The 23,785-nt window shown below is 60.5% G+C and carries 28 protein-coding genes and 1 riboswitch; of the genes, 12 read left to right on the plus strand and 16 right to left on the minus strand.

What is annotated here, in order from left to right:
* The 4 genes from JJE47_01190 to JJE47_01205 form a co-directional block, all read right to left on the minus strand.
* A partial coding sequence (locus JJE47_01190) for a glycine/betaine ABC transporter substrate-binding protein (protein MBK5266025.1) occupies positions 1 to 545 on the minus strand: 545 nt, incomplete at its 3' end.
* A gap of 146 nt (positions 546 to 691) precedes the next feature.
* Entirely contained in the window at positions 692 to 1,417 is a 726-nt protein-coding gene (locus tag JJE47_01195) for an ABC transporter permease (protein ID MBK5266026.1), read from the minus strand.
* Complete coding sequence (locus JJE47_01200; GenBank protein ID MBK5266027.1) at positions 1,417 to 2,091, minus strand: ABC transporter permease; 675 nt, start codon at positions 2,089 to 2,091, stop codon at positions 1,417 to 1,419. The genes JJE47_01195 and JJE47_01200 overlap by 1 nt, the downstream gene beginning before the upstream one ends.
* Positions 2,088 to 3,179: a betaine/proline/choline family ABC transporter ATP-binding protein gene (locus tag JJE47_01205; GenBank protein ID MBK5266028.1), complete on the minus strand. Its 1,092-nt coding sequence runs from the start codon at positions 3,177 to 3,179 to the stop codon at positions 2,088 to 2,090. Before JJE47_01205 ends, JJE47_01200 begins: the two co-directional genes overlap by 4 nt.
* Positions 3,180 to 3,333: 154 nt before the next feature.
* Between JJE47_01205 and JJE47_01210 the strand changes: the two genes are divergently transcribed.
* Positions 3,334 to 4,989, plus strand: a complete 1,656-nt coding sequence (locus JJE47_01210) for an alpha-D-glucose phosphate-specific phosphoglucomutase (protein ID MBK5266029.1) — start codon at positions 3,334 to 3,336, stop codon at positions 4,987 to 4,989.
* A gap of 23 nt (positions 4,990 to 5,012) precedes the next feature.
* Here JJE47_01210 and JJE47_01215 read toward each other — a convergent pair whose 3' ends face one another.
* Entirely contained in the window at positions 5,013 to 5,591 is a 579-nt protein-coding gene (locus tag JJE47_01215) for a dihydrofolate reductase (protein ID MBK5266030.1), read from the minus strand.
* Positions 5,592 to 5,738: 147 nt separating this feature from the next.
* Here JJE47_01215 and JJE47_01220 point away from each other — a divergent pair, with 147 nt between their 5' ends.
* Positions 5,739 to 6,497 carry an META domain-containing protein gene (locus JJE47_01220; GenBank protein MBK5266031.1) on the plus strand — a complete coding sequence of 253 codons (759 nt, stop codon included), beginning with the start codon at positions 5,739 to 5,741 and terminating at the stop codon, positions 6,495 to 6,497.
* 36 nt (positions 6,498 to 6,533) lie between these two features.
* On the opposite strand, the gene JJE47_01225 is transcribed toward JJE47_01220, so the two are convergent.
* Positions 6,534 to 7,355, minus strand: coding sequence for a DUF4242 domain-containing protein (locus JJE47_01225; GenBank protein ID MBK5266032.1), 822 nt, complete (start codon positions 7,353 to 7,355; stop codon positions 6,534 to 6,536).
* Between the two features lie 41 nt (positions 7,356 to 7,396).
* A complete protein-coding gene (locus JJE47_01230; GenBank protein ID MBK5266033.1) occupies positions 7,397 to 8,038 on the minus strand; it encodes a metal-dependent transcriptional regulator in 642 nt (213 codons plus the stop codon).
* A gap of 143 nt (positions 8,039 to 8,181) precedes the next feature.
* On the opposite strand from JJE47_01230, the gene JJE47_01235 reads away from it, so the two are divergent.
* Both JJE47_01235 and JJE47_01240 read left to right on the plus strand, forming a co-directional pair.
* Positions 8,182 to 9,021, plus strand: coding sequence for an FTR1 family protein (locus JJE47_01235; GenBank protein ID MBK5266034.1), 840 nt, complete (start codon positions 8,182 to 8,184; stop codon positions 9,019 to 9,021).
* Between the two features lie 172 nt (positions 9,022 to 9,193).
* A complete protein-coding gene (locus JJE47_01240) occupies positions 9,194 to 9,928 on the plus strand; it encodes a sulfite exporter TauE/SafE family protein (GenBank protein ID MBK5266035.1) in 735 nt (244 codons plus the stop codon).
* 25 nt (positions 9,929 to 9,953) lie between these two features.
* Here JJE47_01240 and JJE47_01245 read toward each other — a convergent pair whose 3' ends face one another.
* From JJE47_01245 to JJE47_01255, 3 genes are all read right to left on the minus strand, one after another.
* Positions 9,954 to 11,045, minus strand: coding sequence for a potassium channel protein (locus JJE47_01245; protein MBK5266036.1), 1,092 nt, complete (start codon positions 11,043 to 11,045; stop codon positions 9,954 to 9,956).
* A gap of 167 nt (positions 11,046 to 11,212) precedes the next feature.
* Complete coding sequence (locus JJE47_01250; GenBank protein ID MBK5266037.1) at positions 11,213 to 11,656, minus strand: chromate resistance protein; 444 nt, start codon at positions 11,654 to 11,656, stop codon at positions 11,213 to 11,215.
* Positions 11,653 to 12,861 carry an MFS transporter gene (locus JJE47_01255; GenBank protein ID MBK5266038.1) on the minus strand — a complete coding sequence of 403 codons (1,209 nt, stop codon included), beginning with the start codon at positions 12,859 to 12,861 and terminating at the stop codon, positions 11,653 to 11,655. The genes JJE47_01250 and JJE47_01255 overlap by 4 nt, the downstream gene beginning before the upstream one ends.
* A 490-nt stretch (positions 12,862 to 13,351) precedes the next feature.
* Between JJE47_01255 and JJE47_01260 the strand changes: the two genes are divergently transcribed.
* The 3 genes from JJE47_01260 (at position 13,352) to JJE47_01270 (ending at position 15,271) form a co-directional block, all read left to right on the plus strand.
* Positions 13,352 to 13,513 (plus strand): hypothetical protein, encoded by a 162-nt coding sequence (locus tag JJE47_01260; GenBank protein ID MBK5266039.1) that lies wholly within the window; start codon positions 13,352 to 13,354, stop codon positions 13,511 to 13,513.
* 161 nt (positions 13,514 to 13,674) lie between these two features.
* Positions 13,675 to 13,953 carry a hypothetical protein gene (locus tag JJE47_01265; protein MBK5266040.1) on the plus strand — a complete coding sequence of 93 codons (279 nt, stop codon included), beginning with the start codon at positions 13,675 to 13,677 and terminating at the stop codon, positions 13,951 to 13,953.
* Positions 13,954 to 14,088: 135 nt separating this feature from the next.
* Positions 14,089 to 14,170: riboswitch (SAM riboswitch) on the plus strand.
* 54 nt (positions 14,171 to 14,224) lie between these two features.
* Positions 14,225 to 15,271, plus strand: coding sequence for a hypothetical protein (locus JJE47_01270; protein MBK5266041.1), 1,047 nt, complete (start codon positions 14,225 to 14,227; stop codon positions 15,269 to 15,271).
* A 19-nt stretch (positions 15,272 to 15,290) separates the two neighbouring features.
* Here the strand turns inward: JJE47_01270 and JJE47_01275 are convergent, their stop codons facing one another.
* Entirely contained in the window at positions 15,291 to 15,773 is a 483-nt protein-coding gene (locus JJE47_01275) for a MarR family transcriptional regulator (GenBank protein MBK5266042.1), read from the minus strand.
* A 297-nt stretch (positions 15,774 to 16,070) separates the two neighbouring features.
* Here JJE47_01275 and JJE47_01280 point away from each other — a divergent pair, with 297 nt between their 5' ends.
* The 3 genes from JJE47_01280 (at position 16,071) to JJE47_01290 (ending at position 17,655) form a co-directional block, all read left to right on the plus strand.
* Positions 16,071 to 16,484, plus strand: a complete 414-nt coding sequence (locus tag JJE47_01280) for a CoA-binding protein (protein MBK5266043.1) — start codon at positions 16,071 to 16,073, stop codon at positions 16,482 to 16,484.
* Positions 16,485 to 16,567: 83 nt separating this feature from the next.
* Positions 16,568 to 17,128 carry a YceI family protein gene (locus tag JJE47_01285; GenBank protein MBK5266044.1) on the plus strand — a complete coding sequence of 187 codons (561 nt, stop codon included), beginning with the start codon at positions 16,568 to 16,570 and terminating at the stop codon, positions 17,126 to 17,128.
* 293 nt (positions 17,129 to 17,421) lie between these two features.
* The gene (locus JJE47_01290; GenBank protein ID MBK5266045.1) at positions 17,422 to 17,655 is read left to right on the plus strand and encodes a hypothetical protein; all 234 of its coding nucleotides are present in this window, start codon (positions 17,422 to 17,424) and stop codon (positions 17,653 to 17,655) included.
* 30 nt (positions 17,656 to 17,685) lie between these two features.
* On the opposite strand, the gene JJE47_01295 is transcribed toward JJE47_01290, so the two are convergent.
* Both JJE47_01295 and JJE47_01300 read right to left on the minus strand, forming a co-directional pair.
* Positions 17,686 to 18,102, minus strand: coding sequence for a nuclear transport factor 2 family protein (locus JJE47_01295; protein ID MBK5266046.1), 417 nt, complete (start codon positions 18,100 to 18,102; stop codon positions 17,686 to 17,688).
* Positions 18,103 to 18,184: 82 nt separating this feature from the next.
* Positions 18,185 to 18,820, minus strand: coding sequence for a hypothetical protein (locus tag JJE47_01300; protein ID MBK5266047.1), 636 nt, complete (start codon positions 18,818 to 18,820; stop codon positions 18,185 to 18,187).
* Between the two features lie 132 nt (positions 18,821 to 18,952).
* Here JJE47_01300 and JJE47_01305 point away from each other — a divergent pair, with 132 nt between their 5' ends.
* A complete protein-coding gene (locus JJE47_01305; GenBank protein ID MBK5266048.1) occupies positions 18,953 to 19,819 on the plus strand; it encodes an NAD(P)-dependent oxidoreductase in 867 nt (288 codons plus the stop codon).
* Positions 19,820 to 19,907: 88 nt separating this feature from the next.
* On the opposite strand, the gene JJE47_01310 is transcribed toward JJE47_01305, so the two are convergent.
* Positions 19,908 to 21,140 carry an MFS transporter gene (locus JJE47_01310; GenBank protein MBK5266049.1) on the minus strand — a complete coding sequence of 411 codons (1,233 nt, stop codon included), beginning with the start codon at positions 21,138 to 21,140 and terminating at the stop codon, positions 19,908 to 19,910.
* A 68-nt stretch (positions 21,141 to 21,208) separates the two neighbouring features.
* Positions 21,209 to 21,781, minus strand: coding sequence for a disulfide bond formation protein DsbA (locus tag JJE47_01315; protein ID MBK5266050.1), 573 nt, complete (start codon positions 21,779 to 21,781; stop codon positions 21,209 to 21,211).
* 431 nt (positions 21,782 to 22,212) lie between these two features.
* Between JJE47_01315 and JJE47_01320 the strand changes: the two genes are divergently transcribed.
* Positions 22,213 to 23,154: a sulfite exporter TauE/SafE family protein gene (locus JJE47_01320; GenBank protein MBK5266051.1), complete on the plus strand. Its 942-nt coding sequence runs from the start codon at positions 22,213 to 22,215 to the stop codon at positions 23,152 to 23,154.
* On the opposite strand, the gene JJE47_01325 is transcribed toward JJE47_01320, so the two are convergent.
* Positions 23,116 to 23,571 (minus strand): Rrf2 family transcriptional regulator, encoded by a 456-nt coding sequence (locus JJE47_01325; GenBank protein MBK5266052.1) that lies wholly within the window; start codon positions 23,569 to 23,571, stop codon positions 23,116 to 23,118. The two genes, JJE47_01320 and JJE47_01325, sit on opposite strands and share 39 nt — an antisense overlap.
* Between the last annotated feature and the right edge of the window lie 214 nt (positions 23,572 to 23,785).

The raw sequence follows: 23,785 nt of genomic DNA on the forward strand, positions 1-23,785 counted from the left end.
GGGCATTCGGGCGGTCCGCCCAGCACAAAGTTCTCGACCTTCGAAAGATCTGAGACCTTGGACAGGCCGAGTTCGTCGGCCAGGGCTTTCGTGACAACAAACGTGTTCTTGTCTTCGGCTGGCGCTAGATCGAGCACGGCCACGCCGGCTGGTTGGTAAGCCGCGATCAGGAGCTCGCGGGTAGCGGCCGCGTCCGCGGACGGTTCAATTCCGAAACCTGCCTCGAGGCCACTGCCAACATATTCGGGCACGAAATGCACCTCGCCGTTTTCCAGGGCCGGCTTCAGCACCTCGCGGGGACCGACTTGCACCTGGTGGTTGACCGGGTAGCCACCGGCCTCTAAAGCCTGGGCGTAGATTTCCCCGAGAATCTCACTCTCGCCGAATGCGAACGAGGCGATCTCGATCGTGGTGCCCGGTTCATCGACAACTGCCACCGTGGTAGTCGTGTCGACAGCGTCATCACCCGACGCACAGGCACTGAGCACTAAGGCCAGCGCCACGAGCATCGCCCCAACGACGCGATTGCGGTGTTTTTCCCGCATGGGTTTCTCCCTTCCTTGGTAAGAGCACGTCAGACTAAGCGAGCGGGCGCTTTATCCGACACTCGGAACGGATGGTCGGCCCCGTATCCGGGGGAATGTGTTCGGTTTGCCGACGATTTCAGTCTGTTATACACCGGTGAGATTCCTCAGGCGACCTGGCGGACCGGCTCGACCCTGCCGCGACCCGCACCGTTGGTCCCTCGTAACCCGCTCGGAACGGCCCGTCGTTCGAGCCACCCGAACACCAACTGGGTAGCGACGGCCAGAAGAGCGACAAGCACACCACCGACAAAGACCTCGACGGTGTCCCCCTGAGAGAAGCCGTCAATGATGTAGCGGCCCAGGCCTCCCCACGCCACCAAAGCCCCCAGTGTGGCGGTAGCGACTACTTGTACGGCTGCCACCCTCACCGCCGCCAGGATAACCGGCGATGCCAGCGGCATTTCGATGCCGCTCAAGACCTCCCACCCGGTCATGCCCATTCCCAAAGCTGCTTCTACCGTCCCTTGATCGACCTCGCGCACCCCGGTGTAGGTGTTGGTGAACATGGGAGGAAGGGCTAGAGCCACCAGGGCAAGGAAAGTCGGCCAGAACCCGAGGCCAAGGCCCAGCTTGATGCTGACCGGGAGCGCCAGGGCCACGATGGCGAAGGAGGGCACTGCTCGGCCGATGTTGACGATCGAGACTGCGAAGAAACCGCCCCGACCGGTGTGGCCGAGGTATAGGGCAGGCGGGATGGCGATGAGGCTGGCGATAACCATGGAAAAGGCGGATAAGCCGACATGTTCGAGGGTGCGATTGAGGATTCCGGTGCTCCCGACCCAGTTGGATCCGTCTGCAAAGAAGTTGAGGACGTCGCCAAGAAACTCCATCAAACGGTGGCCTTGGCTCGAACCCAGGGGGTGAGGGCATGTTGGGCGAGTACCAGCAGGATATCGATCGCTACCGCCAGGGCGATCGACATCACGGCTCCGACCACGATCTCGGTGGTGAAGAAGCGGCGTAATCCCTGCAGGATGAAGAAGCCGAGGCCTCCCTTGCCGATGAGGGCGGCCACCGTAACGAGACCGATCGTGGTGACCGAGGCGATTCTGATGCCGGCGATGATCACCGGTAGGGCAAGGGGAGCCTCGATCTGGAGCAGCATGCGCCGTCGGGTGTACCCCATACCAATGGCGGCTTCTTTGATGGCCGGGTCGACACCATCGATCCCTGCGACGATGTTGCGGATGAGGATCAGCAGGGTGTAACCAACGAGGCCAATTTCAGCAGTCAGCACCGACAGACCGGTGATCGGTACGAGAAGCGAGAAGAGGGCCAGACTCGGGATGGTGTACAAAATGCCGGTTATCCAGGTGATCGGCGTGTAAGTCCTTCGATACCGAAGTGCCAGGAGTGACAAGGCCACCGAGAGGATCAGACCCACGCCAAGGGCGATCCCGGTAAGCACCAGATGCTCCTTGGTGGCTGCCCAGATATCGTCAAGGTGATCGACCACCCAGTCCCACCGCACCATGGGCTGGCCTTCTAGTTGGGCCAGGATCATTGTGTGATTTCTGCGCTGATGCGTCCGGCCGTAAGCATGCCAAGGTAATGGTCGCCGTCGAACACGGCCGCTACCTTCGCCCGGGTGCTGACGATGGCATCGAGCGCCTCTTTGAGGGTGGCCGACGTGGTGAGCCGGCTGATAAAGGGTCGGAGGTCACGTTCGGGCACCTGGCCGAGGTGTTCGACTTCCGTGAGGTATAACCAGCCGGCCAACGTCCCGGGCGTTCCGACTCCCACCCAGTCGACGTCATAGCGGGCGGCCACGGTCCGGGCTTCTTGAGGGGATGTTCCCGGAACTACGACCGGTCCGGGATCGAGGTCGACCGTATGGATCTTGATGAGGGATAGGCGCTTCAGGCCTCGGTCGGTGCCGAGGAACTCGGCAACGAAGTCGTTGGCAGGCTCTCGAAGGATGTCTTCGGGGGATCCGATCTGTTCGAGTACACCTCCGACGTTGAGGATGGCCACCCGGTCGCCAAGTTGGATGGCCTCGTCGATGTCGTGAGTGACGAACACGATGGTCTTGCGAACCCGGGCCTGCAAATCGAGTAACTCGGCTTGCAAGCGCATGCGGACGATGGGATCGACGGCCCCGAACGGCTCGTCCATCAGAAGCACCGGGGGGTCGGCGGCCAGCGCTCTGGCCACCCCGACTCGTTGCTGTTGGCCCCCCGAGAGCTCTCCGGGATATCGATCGGCCATGTTGGCATCCAGCCCGACCAGGTCGATCAGCTCTTCTACCCGTCCGGTGATTCGGTGCCGGTCCCATCCGAGTAATTTCGGCACGGTCCCGATATTTTGGGCGATGGTGCGATGGGGGAACAGGCCGGTTTGCTGGATGACGTACCCGATCTGGCGTCTCAGCTCATATGGTTGGGTCTCGATGGCGTTGATCCCCGCCACCCAGATGATGCCCGAACTCGGTTCGATGATCCGGTTGATCATCTTGAGGGTGGTCGTTTTCCCGCAGCCTGATGGGCCAACGAGCACCAGGATCTCTCCCTCAGAGACCTCAAGAGAAAGGTCGCCCACCGCGTGAGTTCCGCTCCCTGGGAACGTCTTGGAGACGTGCTCCAGCCGAATCATGGGTTCATTGACGGGTATCTCGGTCATCAGGCCGGTCAGCCTAGGGGTCAAGTTCCGTTCTTGCCTGAGAATCTCACGAGCGCAGAAGGCTAGAGGGGGTGTCCGATGCAGGGCAGCTTCGGCGCTGCATGGCAAGTGTCGGTAGGCTCGCATCATGAAACATGAACGAGCCGGCACTCCCGCCCTGGTGGAGGATCTCACCGACATTCCTCATCTAATCACTGCGTACTACACGACGGTTCCTGACCTTGAGGACCCGGATCAACGGGTGGCGTTCGGGACGTCTGGACATCGGGGATCCAGCCTGAACGGGTCGTTCAACGAGTCCCACATCGTGGCGACCACTCAGGCGATCTGCGAGTACCGGGCCGGTCGATCCATCGCGGGACCCCTGTTTCTGGGTCGCGATACACACGGCCTTTCCGAGCCCGCCTGGGTGACCGCCCTTGAGGTGCTGGCCGCCAACGACGTCGAGGTGTTGGTCGATGCCGCCGACCGCTACACGCCAACCCCGGCCCTGTCTCATGCCATCCTTCGACACAATCAGGGAAAGAACGGCACGGACAGTTCACGGGCAGACGGGATCGTCGTGACGCCGTCGCACAACCCTCCGTCCGATGGAGGCTTCAAATACAACCCACCCCACGGCGGGCCGGCCGACTCTGATGCCACCGGGTGGATCGCCAATCGCGCCAACGCCCTTCTTGCCGATCGCAACAGGGAGGTGAAGCGTGTGTCATTTGCTCGCGCCCGTACTGCCGACACCACCCGACCGTACGACTTCTGCGGTACCTACGTTGATGACCTTGGCTCGGTTCTCGACCTCGATGCGGTCCGTGAGGCCGGCGTGCGAATCGGGGCTGATCCCCTCGGTGGGGCCAGTGTCGACTATTGGGGGAGGATTGCCGATCGATACAACCTCGACTTGGAAGTCGTGAACCCGGTCGTTGACCCAACCTGGCGTTTCATGACGCTGGATTGGGATGGGGCCATTCGCATGGACTGTTCGTCACCCGATGCCATGGCTTCTTTGATCGCTGCCCGGGACCGCTATCAGATTTCTACTGGCAATGACGTTGACGCCGATCGTCACGGCATCGTGACGCCAGACGCCGGCCTCATGAACCCGAACCACTTTCTGGCCGTGGCCATCGAGTACCTGTTCGAGTCTCGCAAGGGGTGGGGAAGCGGTACGGCGATCGGCAAGACGCTGGTCTCATCGTCGATGATTGATCGGGTGGCAAACGCCCTCGGTCGTGATCTCGTCGAGGTGCCGGTCGGATTCAAATGGTTCGTGCCCGGATTGTTGGACGGCTCGATAGGTTTCGGTGGTGAAGAATCGGCAGGGGCATCGTTCCTGCGCCGCGACGGATCGACCTGGACCACTGACAAGGATGGGATCCTGCTGGCGTTACTCGCCTCGGAGATTCTGGCCGTGACGGGCAAATCCCCGAGCGAGCATTACCGGCGTCTCACCGACCAACATGGATCACCGGCCTATGCCCGGGTTGACGCTCCCGCCTCAAGAGACGAGAAGGCGATTTTGGCCAAACTGTCTCCCGAGCAGGTGAAAGCCAGTGACCTGGCCGGTGAAGAGATCACATCAATCCTCACAAAGGCTCCTGGAAACGGGGCGGCCATCGGCGGCCTCAAAGTCGCAACCGACCATGCCTGGTTTGCGGCCCGGCCATCGGGCACGGAAGACCTTTACAAGATCTACGCGGAGAGCTTCCGGGGTGAAGAACACCTTCGTGAGGTTCAGGCGGCCGCCAAGGCAATAGTCGCTTCGGCTCTTGAGTCGGGCGGATAGAGCCGTGGCGCAGTGATCGATACCTAGCTTTGCAGGGGTCTTTCGCGGCGTTCGTATTTGTGTAGGACGACGCCGTTGTTGAAGGTCGAGGTCTCGGCGAGATGCAACGGCATCTTGCGGTCGACGTTCGGGAAGAGTGGCCTGCCTTGGCCGATGACTACCGGGTGGACGTAGAGCCAGTATTCGTCGATCAAATCGTGAGCCATGAAGGAGGCAGCGAGGTCGGCTCCGCCGAGCGCCAGATCTCCGCCCGGAGTCGACTTGAGCGAACGAACTTCGTCGGGGACCACCTCTCTGACCAACGTAGCATTCCAATCTACGGTCGCCAGGGTTCGGGAGTAGACCAACTTGGGCATCTCCCGCCAGATACCCGCAAACTCGGCCATCGGGCCGGTGCTCGCCGGGTCCTGATCAGCCGTTGGCCAGAATCCAGCCATGAGCTCATGGGTGACCCGCCCGCTCAGGAACGCCCCCATCGTCGAGAGTTGCTTATTGAAGTGGCTGTGTAGCTCATCGTCGACGAGTTGCCAGTCGAGTTCCCGGTTTGGGCCTTCAAAGAAACCATCAACCGAGATCGACATCATGAGAATGATCTTCCTCATAGCTCCGCCTGTTCCGAGTAGCTGAGGTGGTCTCACTTTAGGTTGACCGCTACCCGGAGTGGGGTACTCGATCACCTTGAACGACACTAGGTCGAGCGACCAGGTCAATCTTCCGGCGCGGAACCTACCGGTGCATAGAATCGTCACATGGTGGTGAAAGGTTTCGTTATCTGCGTCGTGTTATCTCTGGCTACCGGGGCTTGCGGGGAGAGCGCGGTAGCGCCCGATACCTCCTCGTGGCCACGGCCGGCCGGTAGCTGGGAGCTGTCCGCAGGTCTGTCAATGGTCGACGGCTACCCCATCACGATGTCAATCGACGACACCGAGGTGACAGGAAGGGCGGCGTGTAATGCCTACTTCGGAACGGTTGCGGTGAACGGTGCTTCGATATCGTTCGATGGGCTGGGTCAGACCGAGATGGGCTGTGAACCCGCCGTGATGGCTGCCGAGACTACGTTCCTGACGGTTCTGCAAATGGTGACCCACTTTGAGTTTGCCGAAGGTGGGCTGGTGTTGTCGTCTCCGGAGGGTGACCTCGTATTCAAGGCGGTGGCTCCGGTTCGGATCGCAGACCTGGTGGACACCATCTGGGTGATGGAGACGCTGATCAAAGGCGAAACAGCCTCGAGCGTTGCCGGGGACCGGGCGACGCTGCTTTTGAGTGCCGATGGCGCATTGGCGGGATCGACCGGCTGTCGGACGCTGACGGGCCGCTGGCTTGAGAGTGGCGGCGTGGTGATCGTGCCGGAGTTATCCGCAGACGGCGACTGCTCCGACGAACTCTCGAATCAGGATTCGCTGGTGGTCACTGTGGTCGGCGATGAGTTTCGGGTGGCGATCGATGGAGAGACACTTACCATTACATCAATGGGCGGGGACGGTCTGGTGTACCGGGCTGAGCGGTGATCAAACGGGCGAATGACCAGGCAGCACGAGACAGTTCTACTCCACGGGGACCTCAAAGAGCCTGATTGGATCATCGAAGCCCTTCAGGGCGATGGGTCCCCGGTCTCGAAATACGATCGGCTTTCCGACCGATAACTCGCGAATGGCACTGGATACGAGAATCTGTCCGGGACCAGCATGTCCGCAGATGCGCGAGGCGAGATTCACCACCGCTCCGAACAGGTCCTCGTGTTGGCTGACCGGTTCCCCGGCACTGATGCCGATACGAAGCCGGGGATCGTCTGAATCTGTCTGAAGCGGTTCCCCGAAGGCTTTTTGGATCTGCAACGCACATTCGACGGCGGTGCTGACATACGTAAATGATGCGAAGATGCCGTCACCGGTGTGCTTGACCTCCCGACCGCTACATGATCCGAGAGCCTCCCGGACGATCTGATCGTGGCGAGCCAGTACTTCCATGGCCTTTGCGTCGCCTTGGCGACTGCTGATCTGGGTCGATCCGACAAGGTCGGTGAACATGATCGCCCGTAACCCGGTGTCGAGTTGTGAATCATCGAGTCGGGCGATGTTGGGAACACTCTTCTCCCAGTCGCCCATAAAGTGACTGACGGTCGGTCGATCGACCTCAACCATATTGTGGGGTACCAAACCGTGGGAGTTCTTGTGGACGGCGATGGCCGCCTCTTTGCTTGGAGCATCGACGAGGCAGAACGCCTGACCATCCGGGCTATTGAACCAGAATGTTAGGAACTGGACACCGTACTCATCCTGTATTGCGAGGTCATGCTGGTGGGCGTTCTTGATGTCTTCTTCTGTGACCTCTCCCAGATTTTCGTGAATGTCCATGAAGATTGGCATGGAACGAGACTACTCAACTGGCGCCTATACGGCTCGGAGCATTAGATGCTTGAGACGAACAGACGTTCACCCATGAAAAGATCGATCTCGACTCGCCCTTCACCATTGACGGTGACTGTTGAGGTCCCATCCGGTTCCGAAGAGATGACGCTCAACAACGCTCCAGGTCGGAGGCCGGACTCGTCGAGAAAACCCATGATTTCTGCGTCGAGCTCAAGTTCTTCCGAAATACGTTCGAGTGGCTTCGAGTCTCCAACGTCAAGCGCCGATAGTGGCTCGATCGGCGGCGGCTTGTAGCCGGCGCCCGGGATCGGATTCCCGTGGGGACACGTCTTCGGGTTATTGAGGGCTTCCCACATGCCGGCCTCGACGTCGTCCGAGATAACGTGCTCCCACACCTCTGCCTCGGCATGTACCTTCACCCACGGCAATCCGAGTACCTCGGAGAGGAATCGCTCGGCGAGTCGATGACGGCGCACGACTACTTCGGCGAGATGCCGCCCTTCGCCGGTGAGTTCCAGGCTTGGTTCGAGAGTGATGAGTCCGTCGTCTGTCATCCGCTTGACCATTTCAGATACCGATGGCCGCGACACTCCAAGCCAATCGGCGATGCGGGCCTGAATGACCGGGATCCCTTCTTCGCCCAGCTCGAAAATGGCCGCGGCGTATTCTCGATAGGGCATTCGGTAGTCGGAGGTCTCCACGTTTCTTAGTATACGTTCTCGGTTTCGATCGGATTCGGACCCGGTTTGTATTTGCACTACCTGGATAGTAGAAATACTGTAAGGCATGCCTAACGACATGTATTGATGATGGAGGACAGCAGGTGGCGGCGTTTCTGGTTATGTTGCGCGAGGGAGTGGAAGCAGCGCTCATCGTGGCGATCTTGTTGGCCTTCCTCGACCGCACCAACCGGCGTGAAAACTCCGCCACCGTCTGGTGGGGTACTGGAGCAGCGGTCGTCGTTTCTCTCGTCGCCGGCGTCGTGATCTGGAAGACCATCGGATCCCTGCAAGGGTCGGCTGAAGCGCTTATTGAAGGTATCGTGGCGGTCCTGGCTGCCGGACTCCTAACCTGGATGATCTTCTGGATGGGGAAACAAGCTCGTGGTCTCCGGTCAGGGTTGGAGGCCCAAGCGGACTCGGCTCTTGAAGCCGGTGGGGCGGCTCTGGCTGCCGTAGCTTTTGTGGCGGTCGCCAGGGAAGGCTTTGAATCCGTGTTGTTCTTGTTGTCGACCACCGTTGGCGAGGTATCTGCACGCGGCCAGATACTCGGCGGCCTGCTCGGTGTGGTTGCAGCCGTGGGGATTGGCTATCTCGTGTACAAGGGCAGCCATCGCATCAATCTTCGGACCTTCTTCAGATGGACCGGTTACCTGATCATTCTGTTTGCAGCTGGCCTTGTGGCCAAAGGTATTCACGAATTTCAGGAATTTGGGGCCATACCGACCCTGGTTGAACACCTTTGGGAGACCGACATCCTCGACCCGGCTACCAGTACCGCCGGCGCGTTCCTCAAGACCATGTTTGGCTGGGACCCCGATCCCTCACTTCTTCAGGTACTCGGCTACCTCGCGTACGCGATCCCGGTCGGAATCAGCTTCGGTCGTAAGACCGCGCCGGCCAAGGCAGTTCCAACCGACGCGGGCGCATCGATTCCCTCGTAACCGGGCCCCATGGGTGACACGACAGGGTGAGTGTCCGTCGGCTGATGGGTCCTAGCCGGGGTGGATTCAGAGGTTGCAGGGGCTCGGGCGGAATACTGGCGACGGATGTAAGAAGCCCTAGTCTGCGGTCCAATGAGAGCGTCCCTGGCATCGTCGGAAAGTGTGACCTGATATGGAATGGTGGAAGATCCTGCTGCTGGCCGGTGGTGGGTTGTTGGCCGGGGCCATCAATTCGATCGCCGGCGGAGGTTCGCTCCTAACCGTCCCCCTGCTGGTATTCGCCGGCGTGCCTGGCAACCTGGCCAACGGGTCGAACCGGGTGGGAATCCTCACGTCGACAGCCGCGGCGGCAGCCGAGTTCCGGCGCTTGGGTGTTGTCAGCCTCAAGCAGACGACCCCGATTCTTATCCCGGTGATGGTTGGCTCGTTCGCCGGGTCCTCTTTGGTGGGTCTGCTCGCCGACGCTACGTTCGAGCGGGTCTTCGGTTTCTTGATGGTTCCCGTGTTGATCTTGTCGCTTCGTAAGCCCAAGCCCAAGGCAGATGGCAAGTCGTGGCCGACCTGGGTCAGAGTCCTGGTCTTTCTCTTTATTGGCATGTACGGCGGTGCTTTTCAGGCGGGGATAGGACTCTTGCTGATCGTGGCGCTGTCGCATACCGGCCTCGGGCTGGTCGTGGCCAACTCCGTGAAGGTTCTTGTCAATCTGGCGGTAACCCTCGTGGCGCTCCCGACATTCATTGCAAATGGGAACGTAGATTGGCAGCCTGCTCTTATCCTGGCGGTAGGGCTAACGATTGGTGGGGCACTCGGCGCCAATGCCACGGTGCGAGGCGGCGAAAAGATCATCCGCCCGGTCATGATTGCTGCCGTGATTGCATTCTCTGGTCGGCTGGTCGGTCTTTATTAGGCGGGCATACCAATCCAGCGTTGGTTTACCCGGGACTTTCGAATGCCGGGAGATGCTCGAGTGGCGCCAGGGTGCCCAGCGACTCCGCGACGACGACCGCGTTATCTCCTGTCTCTAGTACGAACCCGGTCGGTGGATTGAGGTGGGTCGTTCCGCCGCGACTTACGGCGAGCAGGGTGGCGGCGTGATCGGAACGCATCCGGGCCGAGAGTTCATCGATCGTCATGCCGATGTAGGTTTCGGGCAACGCGATGCGATACAGTTCGGATCCTTCTCCACCTGATACAAGGTCGGTGACAAGGTCGGTGAGACCCGGATAAAGCGAGGTTCGAGCCAGGAGATGGGCGGTGAGTTTCGAAGTGATGAGCAGCTCATCGACGTCGGCTCGCTTGAAGTGTTCGGCATGGTTGGGATTGTTCACCTCGGCGAGGGTGCGCACGTGCGGAGCGATCGACTCGATCGCCAGAACCACCAGGATGGATCTCATGTCCGCCTCGTCGGAGGCATCTTTCGGACAGATAATGGCAGCCGCGGCGTGTTCGATGCCGGCCCGTTTGAGGTCGTCGGTTTTGGTGGTGTCGCCTCGGACGAAGTAGACGTCGCCATCTGACGGGTCGCGATCCGCTTCGTGGAGTACCACCACTTTGTGGTTGTAGTCATCAGAGCGCAACTCCTGCACGAGCGAACGAGCTGTGCCATTCCACCCGCAGATGACTATGTGGTCTGTGTATCCCGATGCACCCATGCCCTGTCCCTCCTTCAAAAGGAAATCGATAACAAAACCCAGCAGGGCCCCTGTGATGGTGGCGACGATCCCGACCCCGAACAGTACAAGCAGCCAGCTGACAATCCACCCGCCCCACGTGGTGACCTGCGAGGCGTCCCCCTGGCCCATCACGGTGGTGATCGCCCAGTAGAAGGTCTCGCCGAAACCAGTGAAGCTGCGCTCCTTTTCGATGAGCATCACAGCCAGCGCTGCCAGGGCAACGATGACGATGAGCCCGCTGAACAGCGCGATGAAGAAGTGCGGGTCGAGGTTCTTCCCGATCCGTTTGAGATGCCACGAGATCCGTTGGATCAACGGGTGCTGGTAGAGGCGGCGATACCGCTTACGCACGTTCAGATTCCTTTCCCTGGTGCTCGTCGTTGTTGCGAGTTGAACCTACCTACTGATATCTGCCGATGCCCCGGCTAACCGCAGGTTCAGCTCCGTTCGCCTGGTGCAATTGCCGTCGCTGAGGGAGAGTGTCAAGTGGATCTGGCGTGGTTCGTCGCGTCGCACAGCTAGTTCGGCCCGGACCTGGTTTCGATGAGACACCACGCATACAGGGCGTCGTAGACGAATGAGCCCTTCTCAAGGAGTTGGTAGTCGTTGTCCTCGATGTCGAGTCCACCAACTCCGATGGCGAGAAGTCCGGGACCGAGCGGGTCGGTGTCAAGGTCGGCTTTGATGTCGGCGGCATGAACGATGGCGGCGAGTCGTACCAACGCCGGGTCCCGGCCAAGGTCGAACTCTTCAATCAGGACTTCGAAGGTGCATTTGCCGTCCCGGTGGGTGAACTCTGCTCCGGGGGCGTCGAAGGATCGACCGTTCATTTCGGCTGCGACGGCGAGCACCCGGTCGGCGGCGGCGTATACGATGTTCGCTTCCGGGTCGATGAACCGGCGGATGAGCCATGGGCAGGCAATCCGGTCGGTTTTGGGCCGGGATCGGGTGACCCAGGTCATGGGGTGGGTTCCTTTCCGTCAGGGAGCGGAACCGTTCGGAACCAACCCCACAGGGCGATGTCGTAGACGCTTTTGAGCACGCCGGCGATCAGGAAGGGTATCCCGGCAGTGAGTGTGAGAGTAGCTCCGGCGATCACAGGTCCGAATGGCTTGACCAGGTAGCGGGCGGTGTTGGTGTAGGCGGTCGCCGCGGTTCGTTCCTCCGGTTGGACCAGGGTCATCACGTAGGCCTGGCGCGGGGGAATGTCCATCTGCGACAGGGCCGACCTGGCGAGAAGGAGGCCGACCGCCACCGGAAGATTGGGAGCGAAGGCGACGGAGGCAAGCAGCAGGTTCGAGGGTAAATGGGTGAAGACCATGGTGTTGAGCAGGCCCCAGCGGCGGGCGAGTAATGGTGCGGCAATGAAAGAAAGCGTTTGGATCACCCCGATGGCGGCGAAGACGCCGCCGATGGTGGCGGTGCTAGCCCCGAAATGGTCGATGAGCCAGAAAGCGATGAAGGTTTGGACCACGAAACTTCCCCCGAAAGCATCGACGGCAAACAGACCGGCGAGGCGGGTAACGGCCGGCCGTGACGGGCCCAACGGTGCGGCCCTGCGTCGCCCGTCTGCCAGTTCGACCGAGGGACTCAACCGGCGGGCGATGATGATTCCGGTGGCGGCGATTGGCGTGAGTAACAGGAACCAGGTCCGGTCGGTGGGAGCTCCGCTCCAGATCATCCGGGCCAGTTGGGGAAGCGCGGCCGCCAGGGCCCCCAACGATCCGGCGGCAGCCGCGATGGCGTTATACCAGCCAAATCCCGATGCGAGAGCGTTGGTGTCGATCCGTCCCGAGATCATCGAGAGTTCCAGGGTCGTGAACGGGCCGGACTCGATGACATCGGCCGATAGGGCACCCGTCAGCGCCACCAGTATCAGCAATCCTATGGGCGCCGTACTTGAAAAGACCAGGCCGCAGATTCCGAGAGCCAGATACAGAACCTGGTAGCTCCGGCGACGGCCATAGCTGTCTCCCCAGTGCCCGACGGTCAGTTGGGCGATCACCGTACCGGTCACCAGAGCTCCCAATATGACGCCGACCTCGAAGCCCGAAAAGCCACGATCGGCCAGCGTGGAGGCCAGCAACACGGACCCAAACCCGTAGCCGAAAGCACGAACGGCTTGGGAGGTCAGAACCAGCCGAACGTCAGGGTCGATGGAAGCCATCGGCGACCTTCAGAATGGTCAACCTGCCTGAAGGTGGCGAAGCAGTCGCGGCGTGAGTGAGCATCTTTGGATGAATGTAGTGAGTTCCGCAGGTGAACAGCGGCCAGTCTCGCCTCTCCTTGATCGCATACGACCACCAAGGTGGTGAACGACGATTTTGCGCCGATTGTCCTGGTCCATTCAGGGCGATCCCCTGAATGGCGTACTCGCCTGGATATTGCCTGTCCGCCAGTCCTGTCATCGGAGCATTTACGTCCGTTGGACTCTGACGACGCGATGAAGCCCGCCGTACATTTCGATTAGACGGTGGCCCCATTGTCACCGTGGGTTTGGGATGATCAGAAAGGAGTAACCATGGTTGTCGAGTTGAAACCACCGGTTGGAAAGAACCGGGTAACAGTCGCTCCGAATACCGTTCTTGGGCGGTGGGCGGTTGGTCTGAGTGTCGGTTATATCCTGGGCACGTTGGCATGGAGCATCCTGCCAGGAGGTGCCTGGCTGGGGTTTAGCCGCCGGGTTCGCCGGCGGGGTAGCCGCACTAGTGGCATTGGTTCGCAGACACGATCGGGCCGTACTGGTTTATGTGGCGGTCCTGCCACTGGTGGCCGTTGTCGTGTTTCTGGCTGCCGAACTCTTGATCGGCCACGAATAGTCCCCGGAGCGGTTGTAGGTGTCGCTTCGTCGTGACTCCTCTGGGTTCCGTTTCTGACGAGGCACCCCGGTAGAACAGTTGATGTCGCGTTCTCGGTGATTGTTCTGGGACTCATGGTTAGGTCTGTTCGCGCCAGACGTGTCGTGAGTAGAAAATCCAAGATGGAATTGGTTTGGGCCGTCGGGCCGGCCGTCCGGTGGGGACTGCGTCGGTGCTTTTCGGGGGGACGGTTCGAACGCGATGAAGGGAGCGGCCAACCACTCGGTATGGCGATGACCGCCGATCACATCATCAAACCGTCTCCAGAGGGTCTCACCGAACTCACTCTTTCAGTGACCGCTTCGGGCTGGATGGTGGTGGTGCTCGGCCCGGTGGTGAGAAAAGCAGTCGAACGGGCACTTGTGAAGGAGTTCTCGGGATTCAGAATGGCTTGCGAGTAGCGGCGAGGTCGTTTCCTGAGTCGATAAGCCACCGCCAGCAGGTGATCGATCGATTCGAACGCTCGGCCGTGGATCCTCGGTGAGGAATCGTGGTTGAACTTCGCGGCAACCCGGGCGATACTGATCGCCTAAGCGCTCTCATCAAGAGCGGTGGAGGGACAGGCCCTGTGAATCCGCGGCAACCGTCCTAGCGGTGCCAGTGCCTGATCGATAAGCTGCCCTCGGGCACCTCGGAGCGCGGCTACCAAGACGAAGGAAGAGGACACGAAGTATGAGTGATTCCAGCGATCCGCGCCATCGGGCCGTTCATTTTGTAGGAACGGTTCCGGCCCCCGACGCTCAAGCTGCCTATGAGATGTTCGCGGCAGGTGCGGGTGACCACCTACCCGTCTGGATACCCGACGGCGAGACCGGAGATCGCCAGGACTGGATCAAACGAATCGTCGACGGGCTTCGTAATCACCCGGATCTCCAATTGGTTCGTGATGGAGATTGGAGCGACTATGAGAGCACCCCGTCCTTCGACGTAAAGTCCGGTCACAAGTTGACCAACATCGAACTCGACTACACGTCGTATTTCAATGAGTCATGGCCGGCCTTTTTGGACTTCCGCAGCGCGGCCGGAAGCGACCATATCTTTCAGGTCGGTATCCCCAGCCAGCTCGATCTGGCTCTCGTTGCGTTTGGTTTCAAGGCGGCCAAAGGACTCCGCAATCTCGCCCCGTTTCGCGACGCCACCGTCAGGGAGATCACCAAGATTCAGGCGATCGGCGGTGACGACGTCGTCTTTCAGATCGAGATCCCGATTCCCGTCATCCTGCTCACAAAGGTTCCGGCTGCCGCCCAACCGATTGTGGCCAAGCGTCTTGCCTCCGAAATTGTCAAGGTGGTTCGCCGATCGCCTGGCGGAACTCGGTTCGGGATCCATCTTTGTTATGGGGATATGAACAACGAATCCATGGCAGACCCTTCGGACTCGTCTGCTCTCGTGCTGTTGGCCAACGCCATCTTCGCGGCTTGGCCTAAGGGACAACGCCTCGACTTCGTTCATGCGCCGTTTGCCAGGGGGAGCATTGCTCCGACACTCGATCCGGTGTTTTACGAGCCTCTTGCGCGTTTACGGCTTCCCGAGGGCGTACGTTTTGCCGGTGGGTTTGTGCATGAGGACCTCACAGTTGATCAACTGCGATTTATCCGGGATCGGATCGAAGGGCTCATCGGAGCGACCATCGACGTTGGATCCGCCTGTGGGCTGGGTCGTCGTGATCGAGAGCGAGCGCTCAAGAATATCGAATTGAGCCGCGCCGTCGCCGAGTAGGTTGGCCAACGAGACGCGGTTATCCGGCCGTCGCCCAGGGGGGTGGCTCGCCGGGGTTGATGTTCTCCATGAGGACGCCGCAAATCTCGCCGAGTTGTTCTACTTGTGTAGGCGTTAGAGCGTCAAAGATGGCTTGCCTGACTGATTCCACATGGGCGGGGGCGACTTCGACGAGCTTGGCATAGCCCTCGTCGGTCAGCGTGGCGAGTGTTACGCGTCGGTCGGCGGGCGAGGTCTGCCGACGGATCCAGCCTCGCTGTTCGAGCCGCGTGGCTGCGTGCGATAACCGGGACAATGAACCGTTACTGAGCAGCGCCAGCGAGCTCATCTGGATGGTTCGCTCTGGAGCGTCTGAGAGGGCAGCCAGCGTTGAGTACTCGAAGAAGTTCAGCCCGTTGCATTGCAGGGCTTCTTCGAGACGGCCGGGCAGGACCAGCGTGACGAAAGCGAGATTGCGCCAGGCAGTGAGTTCTTCCGGGGAGAGCCAGCGTGGTTCCGTCATGTTCTAGACGATAACCACCAGCACTTGACAGTTCAAGTAATGGGCGTGCGGGCAGGCAATACGAGCGTTCGTATGAATGGGGATACCTCGAGGAGCGGAGCTGACAACGTAGCGAGTGCCGAGGTACCGACCGGGTGCGGTCCCAGACATGGGCGTTGTCCATCAGACCGGGTGATCTAGGTGAAGGTCGGTAGCGGACTTTTCGGAGCGAACGCCTCGTTCCTCCCCTCGGTACGCAGGTCTTCCAAAGAGCGTATGGTTCTAGCTCAGTATGAAACCGATGGGAAAGTAGGGTCGATGAAGGATTCGAAGCTGCGGGCGTTGCTTGAAGGTGCCACCACGATTGCCGTAGTGGGAGCGTCGACCGATCCGGACAAGACCGCCAACCACATACCGGCTCTGTTGATACGAGCAGGCTATACGGTTGTCCCTGTTCATCCGTCGGCCGCGGAGATCCTTGGCCAGCCCGCCTACCGGACGCTGGCAGACGTCCCCGTTTCAATCGATATCGTGGACGTCTTTCGACCATCAGACGAGGCTGCAGGTATCGCTGAGCAAGCTGTCGCAGTCGGAGCAAAAGCGTTGTGGCTTCAGGCCGGGATCTCGTCCACCGAGGCGCGTCGGATCGCAAAGCGGGCCGGGATCACATTTGTCCAAGACTTGTGTATTGGTGCGACGTCAGAGAGGTTGGGTACGCATCCTCCAGTGTAATTTGAACTATCAATAGTTGACACTTCATGTAATCTGTGGTTAGATGTTGAACATTCAAGTATCTTTCCAAGGAGACCGAAGAAATGTCAGCTCGTACCATCGACAGTAAAAACGTTCCCACCGCCGGAACATGGGAAATCGACGCCAGTCACAGTGATCTGCAGATCACGGCCCGTCACCTCATGGTGACCAAGGTTCGGGGCACGTTCGCCGACCTTTCCGGCACCATCGTCGTGGCCGAAGATCCGGCCCAGTCGACGGTAAGTGTCACCGCGCAAGCTGCGTCGGTCACCACCGGATCTGCGGACCGCGACGGTCATATCCTTTCGCCGGATTTCTTGGATGCAGAGAACTTCCCGACTGTCACATTTGTCGGTACCCGGGTCGCACCCCGCGGCGACGATTGGGATCTCACCGGCGATCTGACCATTCGCGGCGTGACCAAACCAGTGACATTCACGATGTCATTCGAGGGTATTGCCGCCGATCCCTTTGGCAATACGAAGGCTGCGTTCACGGCAACCGGGAGTATCGACCGGGAAGACTGGGGTTTGACGTGGAATGTTCCACTCGAAACCGGCGGAGTACTCGTGTCCAAGAAGCTTCAGGTCGACTTCGACGTGCAGGCTGTCCTCCAGGCCTAGCCGTCAGCATGAACTGAACCCCTGGCGCAAATTCAATGCGAATCCTGTCTGTTCCCCGATTGTCAGGCTCCGCATCACGGCCGAACCCTGAGGGCAGCGGCGCGGCAGTTCTATGCGTCGTGCGCAAAGTGGCTAGGTTGGCATAGAGTTCTGTTGCTTTCGGTCACCCGGTGGCGGCGCTCGGGACATCAAACGAACAGGACACAGACGTATGGGATTAACCGCATCGAGACCGGGCATTGTCGCCCGGCGACAGTCGAAGACCTGATATGGCGCAACGAGGTCAAGAGGGGATGGCCAAACGAGCCCGTGAACAGGCTCGCCAGGTCAAGCAGGAAGCCAAAAACCGCCGGCGGGAACTTCTTCAGCAGGACGCAGATTCGAAGGGCGATGGGCCTGACGAAGCAGCGCTCATGGATGAGTTCCGCAAGCTGAGCGAGAAGCATGCCGTCGGTCTCATCAGCGACAACGTGCTTCTCGAGGAGAAGCGTCGGATCTTTTCGGAACTGGGCATCGAGTCCGACTAATCCCCCGGGGTTGGTACGCCAGGTTGTCCGTCAGTTTTGTGTCTCTTTCCAGCTGATGATCTGTCGTTGGACGTTGGCGGCATCGAACCAGGCGTTCTCGAAGCAGATCAATCCGTCCCGGAGTTCGAAGACGTGGAGGATGCGTACCGACACCGGCGCCCCTCCTCCGTTCATACCCGCCCACTCGCCGTGGACGTGGCCCGACAGGATGGACTCGTCTACGACGAAGCGGTCATCTTCTCCGCTGAAACGCTTCACGGAAGTCAGCACGATGTCAGGAATGGCGTCAATGATGGACGAGTAGATGGCGGCCACCGCCGCCTTTCCATAAAACGGTGCATCGGGGTGCGTGACGTCGTCCCAGACGATGTCGTCGGTATAGGTGTCCAGGGTTGCCTGAACGTCATGGGCGTTCTCGGCGGCAAAGTGTCTGTCGATGATATCCAACGGCATCTCCGGATCGGGTGCGGCTCACTCTACGGTTCGCCCCGATTGGTACGCCCTGGCAACGACGCAAATCCGACAACGGCTATCCGAAGGCACTCGGGTCAATCGCCGGGACGAAGCCGTGGCGCAGCGCCCCGACGGAGGTGGGTGGGGTCAGCAGCGTAACCGCTTGCCTCACCGGTCGAGATCTCGGCTTTGTCCAACCGGTGAACGCAAACTCGACGAGGCGATCGGCCAGTACGAGGTGGGCGGCCGTGTCCAAGACGATGACGGACCCGACCGGAAGTTCGTCGATGTCCTCAATCCAAAGCCGGCGGTCAGCCGCTCGCTCTATCCCCCTGCCTCGTTGAAGCCGTTCGGAGGCGAGTTGTCTATTCAGATCGCCCGCCGCCGGTGGTGTCAGTGAAGCCTTCGCAATCATGACCGCGCTCCTATAGGAGTTGTAGTCCGCCCGTCTGCAGAGGCCACACGGCCGGTGGCCTGCCGCCAGTGCCACCGCATCGTCGAGAAAGAAGAGCGGGGTCCAGTGATGGGGCGCGGCGAGCGGGGATCGCCAATCCCGGTAGATCAGCTTGCAGGCGATCCAGAGGTTGCCGGAGTGGTGACGGACGATTTGTTCGTTCGAATCGACCAGGCACCCGCGGTTTCCCGTGAACATTCCCCGCCCGGACACGGCATGGAGGTCTCCGAATGGGTCGACACGATTACGGCGGGGCACCTTGGCAGTGTCGCATATCAGGGCAGGCCCTGGAGTGACAGACTTGCCACGCGACCTGGCCGCACCGTCGTGCTATTTGTGGCATCGTTGTGCGATAGCTCTGCCAGATGACGACGAAGGACGACCCTCAACATGACAGCGAGACGTATTGGCATTGTCGGATTGGGAGTGATGGGAGGGGCGACTGCCGGCCACCTCATCGCTGCGGGACACGAAGTACACGGCTTCGATGTCGATCAGGACAAGTGCAGACAACATCGGGAAGGCGGGGGGACGGTGCATGGGTCAGTGGCAGACCTGGTCGGTGCGGTCGACACACTCATCACGTGGCTTCCGAGCGCTCAAGCCCTGGCGGAAACCGTGGACGGCATCGTGGAGAGCGGGACGACGGGTCTTGTCGTGATCGAGATGGGAACCCTGTCTTTGGCGGCAAAACAGACGGCGCATGACCGTCTGGCCGCCGTTGGCGTTTCGATGCTTGATTGCCCGGTGTCCGGCACGGGTCAACAGGCCACAGATGCCACCCTCGTCGTGTTTGGTTCAGGGGACGCAGATGTGTTTGCCGGCCAGGCTGACGTATTCGTTCCCCTGGGAACCCACCGGTATCTCGGGGCATTCGGTAATGGCTCGGTAATGAAATACATCGCCAACCTGCTCGTGACGGTGCACACGCTCGCCGCCGCCGAAGCTCACAACCTGGGGGCTGCATCGGGTCTCGATCCGATGTTGGTGCAACAGGTCATCGCCGAGGGGGTCGGCTCGTCGAGGATGTGGGAGATTCGTGGTGCGATGATGGCAGCTTCGGAATATGAGCCGCCGGCCGGACGTCTTGACATCATCAAAAAGGATGCCGGACTCATCTCTGAGCACGCCTCAGCAGTCGGAGCGAATACTCCGGCGCTCGAACTAGCCCTCAACTTGTTCACCGCTGCCTCTGAAGCGGGACTGGGATCGCTCGACGCGGCGGCGATCCGGATCTACCTGGAACAGATGAGGTAGGGGATCACAGGTGGAGGCTCAACCAGCCCTTGAAGCGGGAAGGGCGGTGTCACCTCGACTGGCGTGTACGACGGATAGGAATGGGAAGTTACTCGCCGTGGACGTAGGCATCCAGCTCGGGCATGGTCTTTCTGATAACCAGCGCGCCGAGAATGCAGGCGATGCCACCGCTCACCACCGAGAACGGCACGGATACAAGCGAGGCAACCGTACCGGCTTCGAAGTCTCCGAGGCGGGGACCGCCGCTTGCTACGCCAACGTGTATCGAGCTGAGTCGTCCCCGAAGATTGTCGGGGACGGCCAACTGGAGGATCGTGTTCCGGAATACGGCGGAGATGACGTCGGCCCCTCCGGCGATCGCCAGGAAACCCAAAGCAACCCAGACGTTCCGGCTGAGTCCGAATGCGGCGATACCGGCCCCCCATATGATTACTGAGATAATGACGGCCCGACCCTGACGGCGGATCGACCCGACCCATCCCGAAGTGACGGCGGCGGCCAGCGCCCCGGCACCCGGTGCCGCGTATAGGAGGCCGACCGTCGACGCATCACCTCCCAGGATCGCCGTTCCGATGGCGGGGAAGAGGGCGGTTGGCATTCCGAAGACCATGGCGTTGAGGTCGATCGCAAAATTTGCTTGGAGGAGGCGACGATGCCGGAGAAACTTCCATCCCTCCTTGATGGACTGGAGGCCGAAGCTGGCAATCTCGCCTTCAGCCGGTCGATGAGAAACGCCAAGCATGAACGCCGCTCCGAGGGTGAAGGCGATGGCTTCGATCACGAAGGTGGCTGTGAAACTCGAAGACACAATGATGATGCCCCCGAGCGCCGGACCGACCATCTTGCTCACGTTCTCAAGTGTCTGAGTGAGTGCGGTCGCCGACGGGAGGAGGCGGCGTCCGACAATGGCGGAAACGAGCGTGGCTCGGGTCGGGTGGTCGATCGCCGAGATGCCGGCGTTCAGGGCACTCAGCACGAAGATCAGCCAAACCATCGGGGCGTCGAGTGCTGCGTTGAATGCCAACCCGACGGCGGTTGCCCCGGTGGCCAGTTGAGCGACAATGAGGAGTGCCCGGCGATCGACCGCGTCGACCAGTGAGCCACCGATGGCCGAGACCAGCAGGAGAGGTCCGAGTTGAGCGAGGCCCAGGAGACCTACCAGGAGAGTCGACCCTGTCAGCTCGTAAACCTGGAACGGCACGGCCACCACCGTCAGCTGTCGTCCGAATCCGGCCACCGCCAGCCCCGAATACAGCCAGCGGAACTCCTTCGAGACGCGCAGTGGCTCGGTGTCAACTACGAGCTTGGAGAACCGAGCCATGGGGTTTCTGGAGCCTACTTTGGGGACTCCGGGAAGCTAGCACTCTAAGGCTCGAGATGTGATCCGTACTAAGGGCGGGGGCCGAAGTCCGGGCGCTCGGTTCGCGTTCGTTTGAGTTCCCAAAAACCCGGAACCGTCATCACCGATACAAGTCCGTCCCACAGTTGCAAGGACAGGTCACCTTCCGGGACGCGGGTGATCACCGGTCCGAAAATACCTACCCGGTCGCCGGCCGCATCGTCGAACGCAATGATCGGCGTGCCAATGTCGGTGCCCGCCAGTTCCAGGCCGACGTCCATCCGGCTACGGATCTGGCCGTCCCACGAATCGTCGTCGTATGCCGATGCGTGAGACACGTCGAGGCCTGTTGACTCAAGCGCATCGTGAACGGACAACTCCATCAAGGACTTGTCGTGGTGGATTCTCCGGCCCAGTTCCCAATACAGCTTGAAGACGCCATCGTTGCCTTCCGTCGTTCGAACCGATTCAATGACCCTCAACAGGCGGTGGGTGCGCCAGTATCGCTCGTAGGACTCACTATCGGGATCCGGGTCGTTTTTGAAAAATAGACTGATCGGCTCCCACGTGACGTTGAGGTCGCGTTCGGGCTGTACTCGCTCGACGACCCACCGGGCCGTCACCCAACACCACGGTCATATGGGGTCGATCCAGATGCTGATATCCACGCGGTACCCTTGATAGCTTGAGAAGACTCTAACCGTGGCCGGTGATGGCACGATCGGCCCCCGCGCTTTGGCATCGGCAAGCGGGCTATCGTCACAAGTGCCAACCAGGAGGAACTGATGGCTAACAAAGACAAAGGCAAGAGCAGTCCCAAGAAGGCCGCCGCGAAAGGCCTGAAGGAAAAACGCCTTGATAAGAAGGCCAAGAAGAGCGGTGGTGTAAAGAAGCCCCTTGACCGCTCAACCGGGAGCTAAAACTCCGGCGGGATCGGGGGTGGTCGCTCGTCGCGGGCGATTGCGGGCCGCCGGAGGGCGGTTCCACTGGACATTCAAGAAGTTAGGACGACGGGGTTGACGATATACCGCTAATTCGGTAGGATTCGCGGTATATGAGGGATCTGGCGTTGGTTGCTTTGGTGGGGTTCTTGGCATCGCTTGTTGACGGGGCCCTCGGCATGGGATTCGGTCCCACCTCCTCAACCCTTCTCCTGGCAAGCGGGTTCAGTCCGGTGAACGCTTCGGCAACCGTCAATCTGGCCAAGGTAGCCACCGGGTTCGCATCGGCAGTGTCACACTGGAGATTCGGAAACATCGACCGCCGCCTCGTTTTGCGGCTGGCAATCCCGGGAATGGCTGGAGCGTTCCTTGGAGTCATCATCCTGATGATTGTCGATGGCGATTCGCTCCGGCCGATCCTGGCTGTGATGTTGCTGGCGATGGGTATCCGGATCACGCTGCGGTTTAGTCGCTCGATCGGCGAAGCGCAGGTCGATGGTCCCGGGTTGCCAGCTCCCTCGTCGATCGCCGATCGGCAGGTTGGAATCGCGGGCGGTGTCGGGGGGATTACCAACGGTCTGGTCGGCGCTTGGGGGCCGGTCGTGACACCATGGTTACTCCATCGTGGCCTGGCCCCACGAGTCGCCGTTGGATCTGCGAACACTGCTGAAGTTGCGGTTGCGGTTGTTTCGGCTGGTGCCTTGATCGGTTCGCTGGGCGGTCGGGGCCTCGAGTTGGGCGTCTCCGTGGCGATGATCGCCGGGGGCGTCTTGGCTGCGCCGCTTGGCGCCTATGTCATCAAGGTCATTCCTGCTCGCCTGCTGGGTCTCGCCGTTGGGGGGTTGCTGATGCTCACCCAGGTCCGCGAATTCGGCCGGCTGGTTGATTCGCCAGTGTCCGGTTCGATGTCGTCAGGCATCGTTCTTCTCTTTGTTGTAGTTGCCGGTATTCGTCCCCGTCTGGCTGCGCACCTTCGAGCTGAGCCACTCCGGCACGAAAGCGACAGGGCGAATCAGTCAGCGCGGCAACCACGAGTCGGGGTTGTCGACGAGTAGCCGTACTGATGCCGGGAGTTCACCGGACCCCAGATCGGCGATCGTGACCGCTTCCATTACGGACCGAACGGCTGCTCGAAGCCCGATCCACAGCTCATGGAGATTGGTGCTCGACCCGGTATAACTCACGTGTTCGGGCCGCTTCCCCTGGACCAGAGCAAGCGGTCCGTCGACCGCTCGGGCGACATCGGCCACCGTGATCTCTGTGGCGGGCCGCCCTAGTGAATACCCGCCTGCTGAGCCGCGATGCCCGACCAGCAGTCCTGCCCGGCGCAACTCAAGAAGAACTGCCTCGAGATATCGTGGGGGTATGTCCTGGGCGGCGGCGAGTTCATCGCGGCTAACTCGACCGGGCTCGCTTGCTGAGACCTCAAGGAGTGCCCGGACGGCATAGTCAACCCTGGCAGTGATCTTCATCAGCCCATCATGCCAGGTTCGAAGTATGCTTTGGCCGGGTAAGCGTCACGTTGCGGTGGGGTTGATCAACACAGTCAGTCACTATCGGTGCCGATCACAAGTTCGTCGATCGAATTGACGATGGCGTCAACCCCTGGTTGCCGCGTTTTTTGAGCCGCGCCGGCGACCAGTACAAAACCAGCAGTTGGAGCCGAGAGCGCCGCTTCCCGGTCGA

This window comes from Acidimicrobiia bacterium, from assembly GCA_016650365.1.
Taxonomy (GTDB): domain Bacteria; phylum Actinomycetota; class Acidimicrobiia; order Spongiisociales; family JAENVV01; genus JAENVV01.

Bases quoted from the DNA above. Each gene is read 5' to 3' on its own strand.
- JJE47_01220 (MBK5266031.1), top strand. From the start codon at position 5,739: ATGGTGGTGAAAGGTTTCGTTATCTGCGTCGTGTTATCTCTGGCTACC.
- JJE47_01240 (MBK5266035.1), top strand. From the start codon at position 9,194: ATGGAATGGTGGAAGATCCTGCTGCTGGCCGGTGGTGGGTTGTTGGCC.
- JJE47_01325 (MBK5266052.1), bottom strand. From the start codon at position 23,571: ATGAAGATCACTGCCAGGGTTGACTATGCCGTCCGGGCACTCCTTGAG.
- JJE47_01270 (MBK5266041.1), top strand. From the start codon at position 14,225: ATGAGTGATTCCAGCGATCCGCGCCATCGGGCCGTTCATTTTGTAGGA.
- JJE47_01265 (MBK5266040.1), top strand. From the start codon at position 13,675: ATGGAATTGGTTTGGGCCGTCGGGCCGGCCGTCCGGTGGGGACTGCGT.
- JJE47_01305 (MBK5266048.1), top strand. From the start codon at position 18,953: ATGACAGCGAGACGTATTGGCATTGTCGGATTGGGAGTGATGGGAGGG.
- JJE47_01275 (MBK5266042.1), bottom strand. From the start codon at position 15,773: ATGACGGAACCACGCTGGCTCTCCCCGGAAGAACTCACTGCCTGGCGC.
- JJE47_01225 (MBK5266032.1), bottom strand. From the start codon at position 7,355: ATGCCAATCTTCATGGACATTCACGAAAATCTGGGAGAGGTCACAGAA.
- JJE47_01195 (MBK5266026.1), bottom strand. From the start codon at position 1,417: ATGGAGTTTCTTGGCGACGTCCTCAACTTCTTTGCAGACGGATCCAAC.
- JJE47_01255 (MBK5266038.1), bottom strand. From the start codon at position 12,861: ATGGCTTCCATCGACCCTGACGTTCGGCTGGTTCTGACCTCCCAAGCC.
- JJE47_01290 (MBK5266045.1), top strand. From the start codon at position 17,422: ATGGCCAAACGAGCCCGTGAACAGGCTCGCCAGGTCAAGCAGGAAGCC.
- JJE47_01310 (MBK5266049.1), bottom strand. From the start codon at position 21,140: ATGGCTCGGTTCTCCAAGCTCGTAGTTGACACCGAGCCACTGCGCGTC.
- JJE47_01210 (MBK5266029.1), top strand. From the start codon at position 3,334: ATGAAACATGAACGAGCCGGCACTCCCGCCCTGGTGGAGGATCTCACC.
- JJE47_01280 (MBK5266043.1), top strand. From the start codon at position 16,071: ATGAAGGATTCGAAGCTGCGGGCGTTGCTTGAAGGTGCCACCACGATT.
- JJE47_01250 (MBK5266037.1), bottom strand. From the start codon at position 11,656: ATGACCTGGGTCACCCGATCCCGGCCCAAAACCGACCGGATTGCCTGC.
- JJE47_01205 (MBK5266028.1), bottom strand. From the start codon at position 3,179: ATGATTCGGCTGGAGCACGTCTCCAAGACGTTCCCAGGGAGCGGAACT.
- JJE47_01215 (MBK5266030.1), bottom strand. From the start codon at position 5,591: ATGAGGAAGATCATTCTCATGATGTCGATCTCGGTTGATGGTTTCTTT.
- JJE47_01230 (MBK5266033.1), bottom strand. From the start codon at position 8,038: ATGCCCTATCGAGAATACGCCGCGGCCATTTTCGAGCTGGGCGAAGAA.
- JJE47_01320 (MBK5266051.1), top strand. From the start codon at position 22,213: ATGAGGGATCTGGCGTTGGTTGCTTTGGTGGGGTTCTTGGCATCGCTT.
- JJE47_01200 (MBK5266027.1), bottom strand. From the start codon at position 2,091: ATGATCCTGGCCCAACTAGAAGGCCAGCCCATGGTGCGGTGGGACTGG.
- JJE47_01285 (MBK5266044.1), top strand. From the start codon at position 16,568: ATGTCAGCTCGTACCATCGACAGTAAAAACGTTCCCACCGCCGGAACA.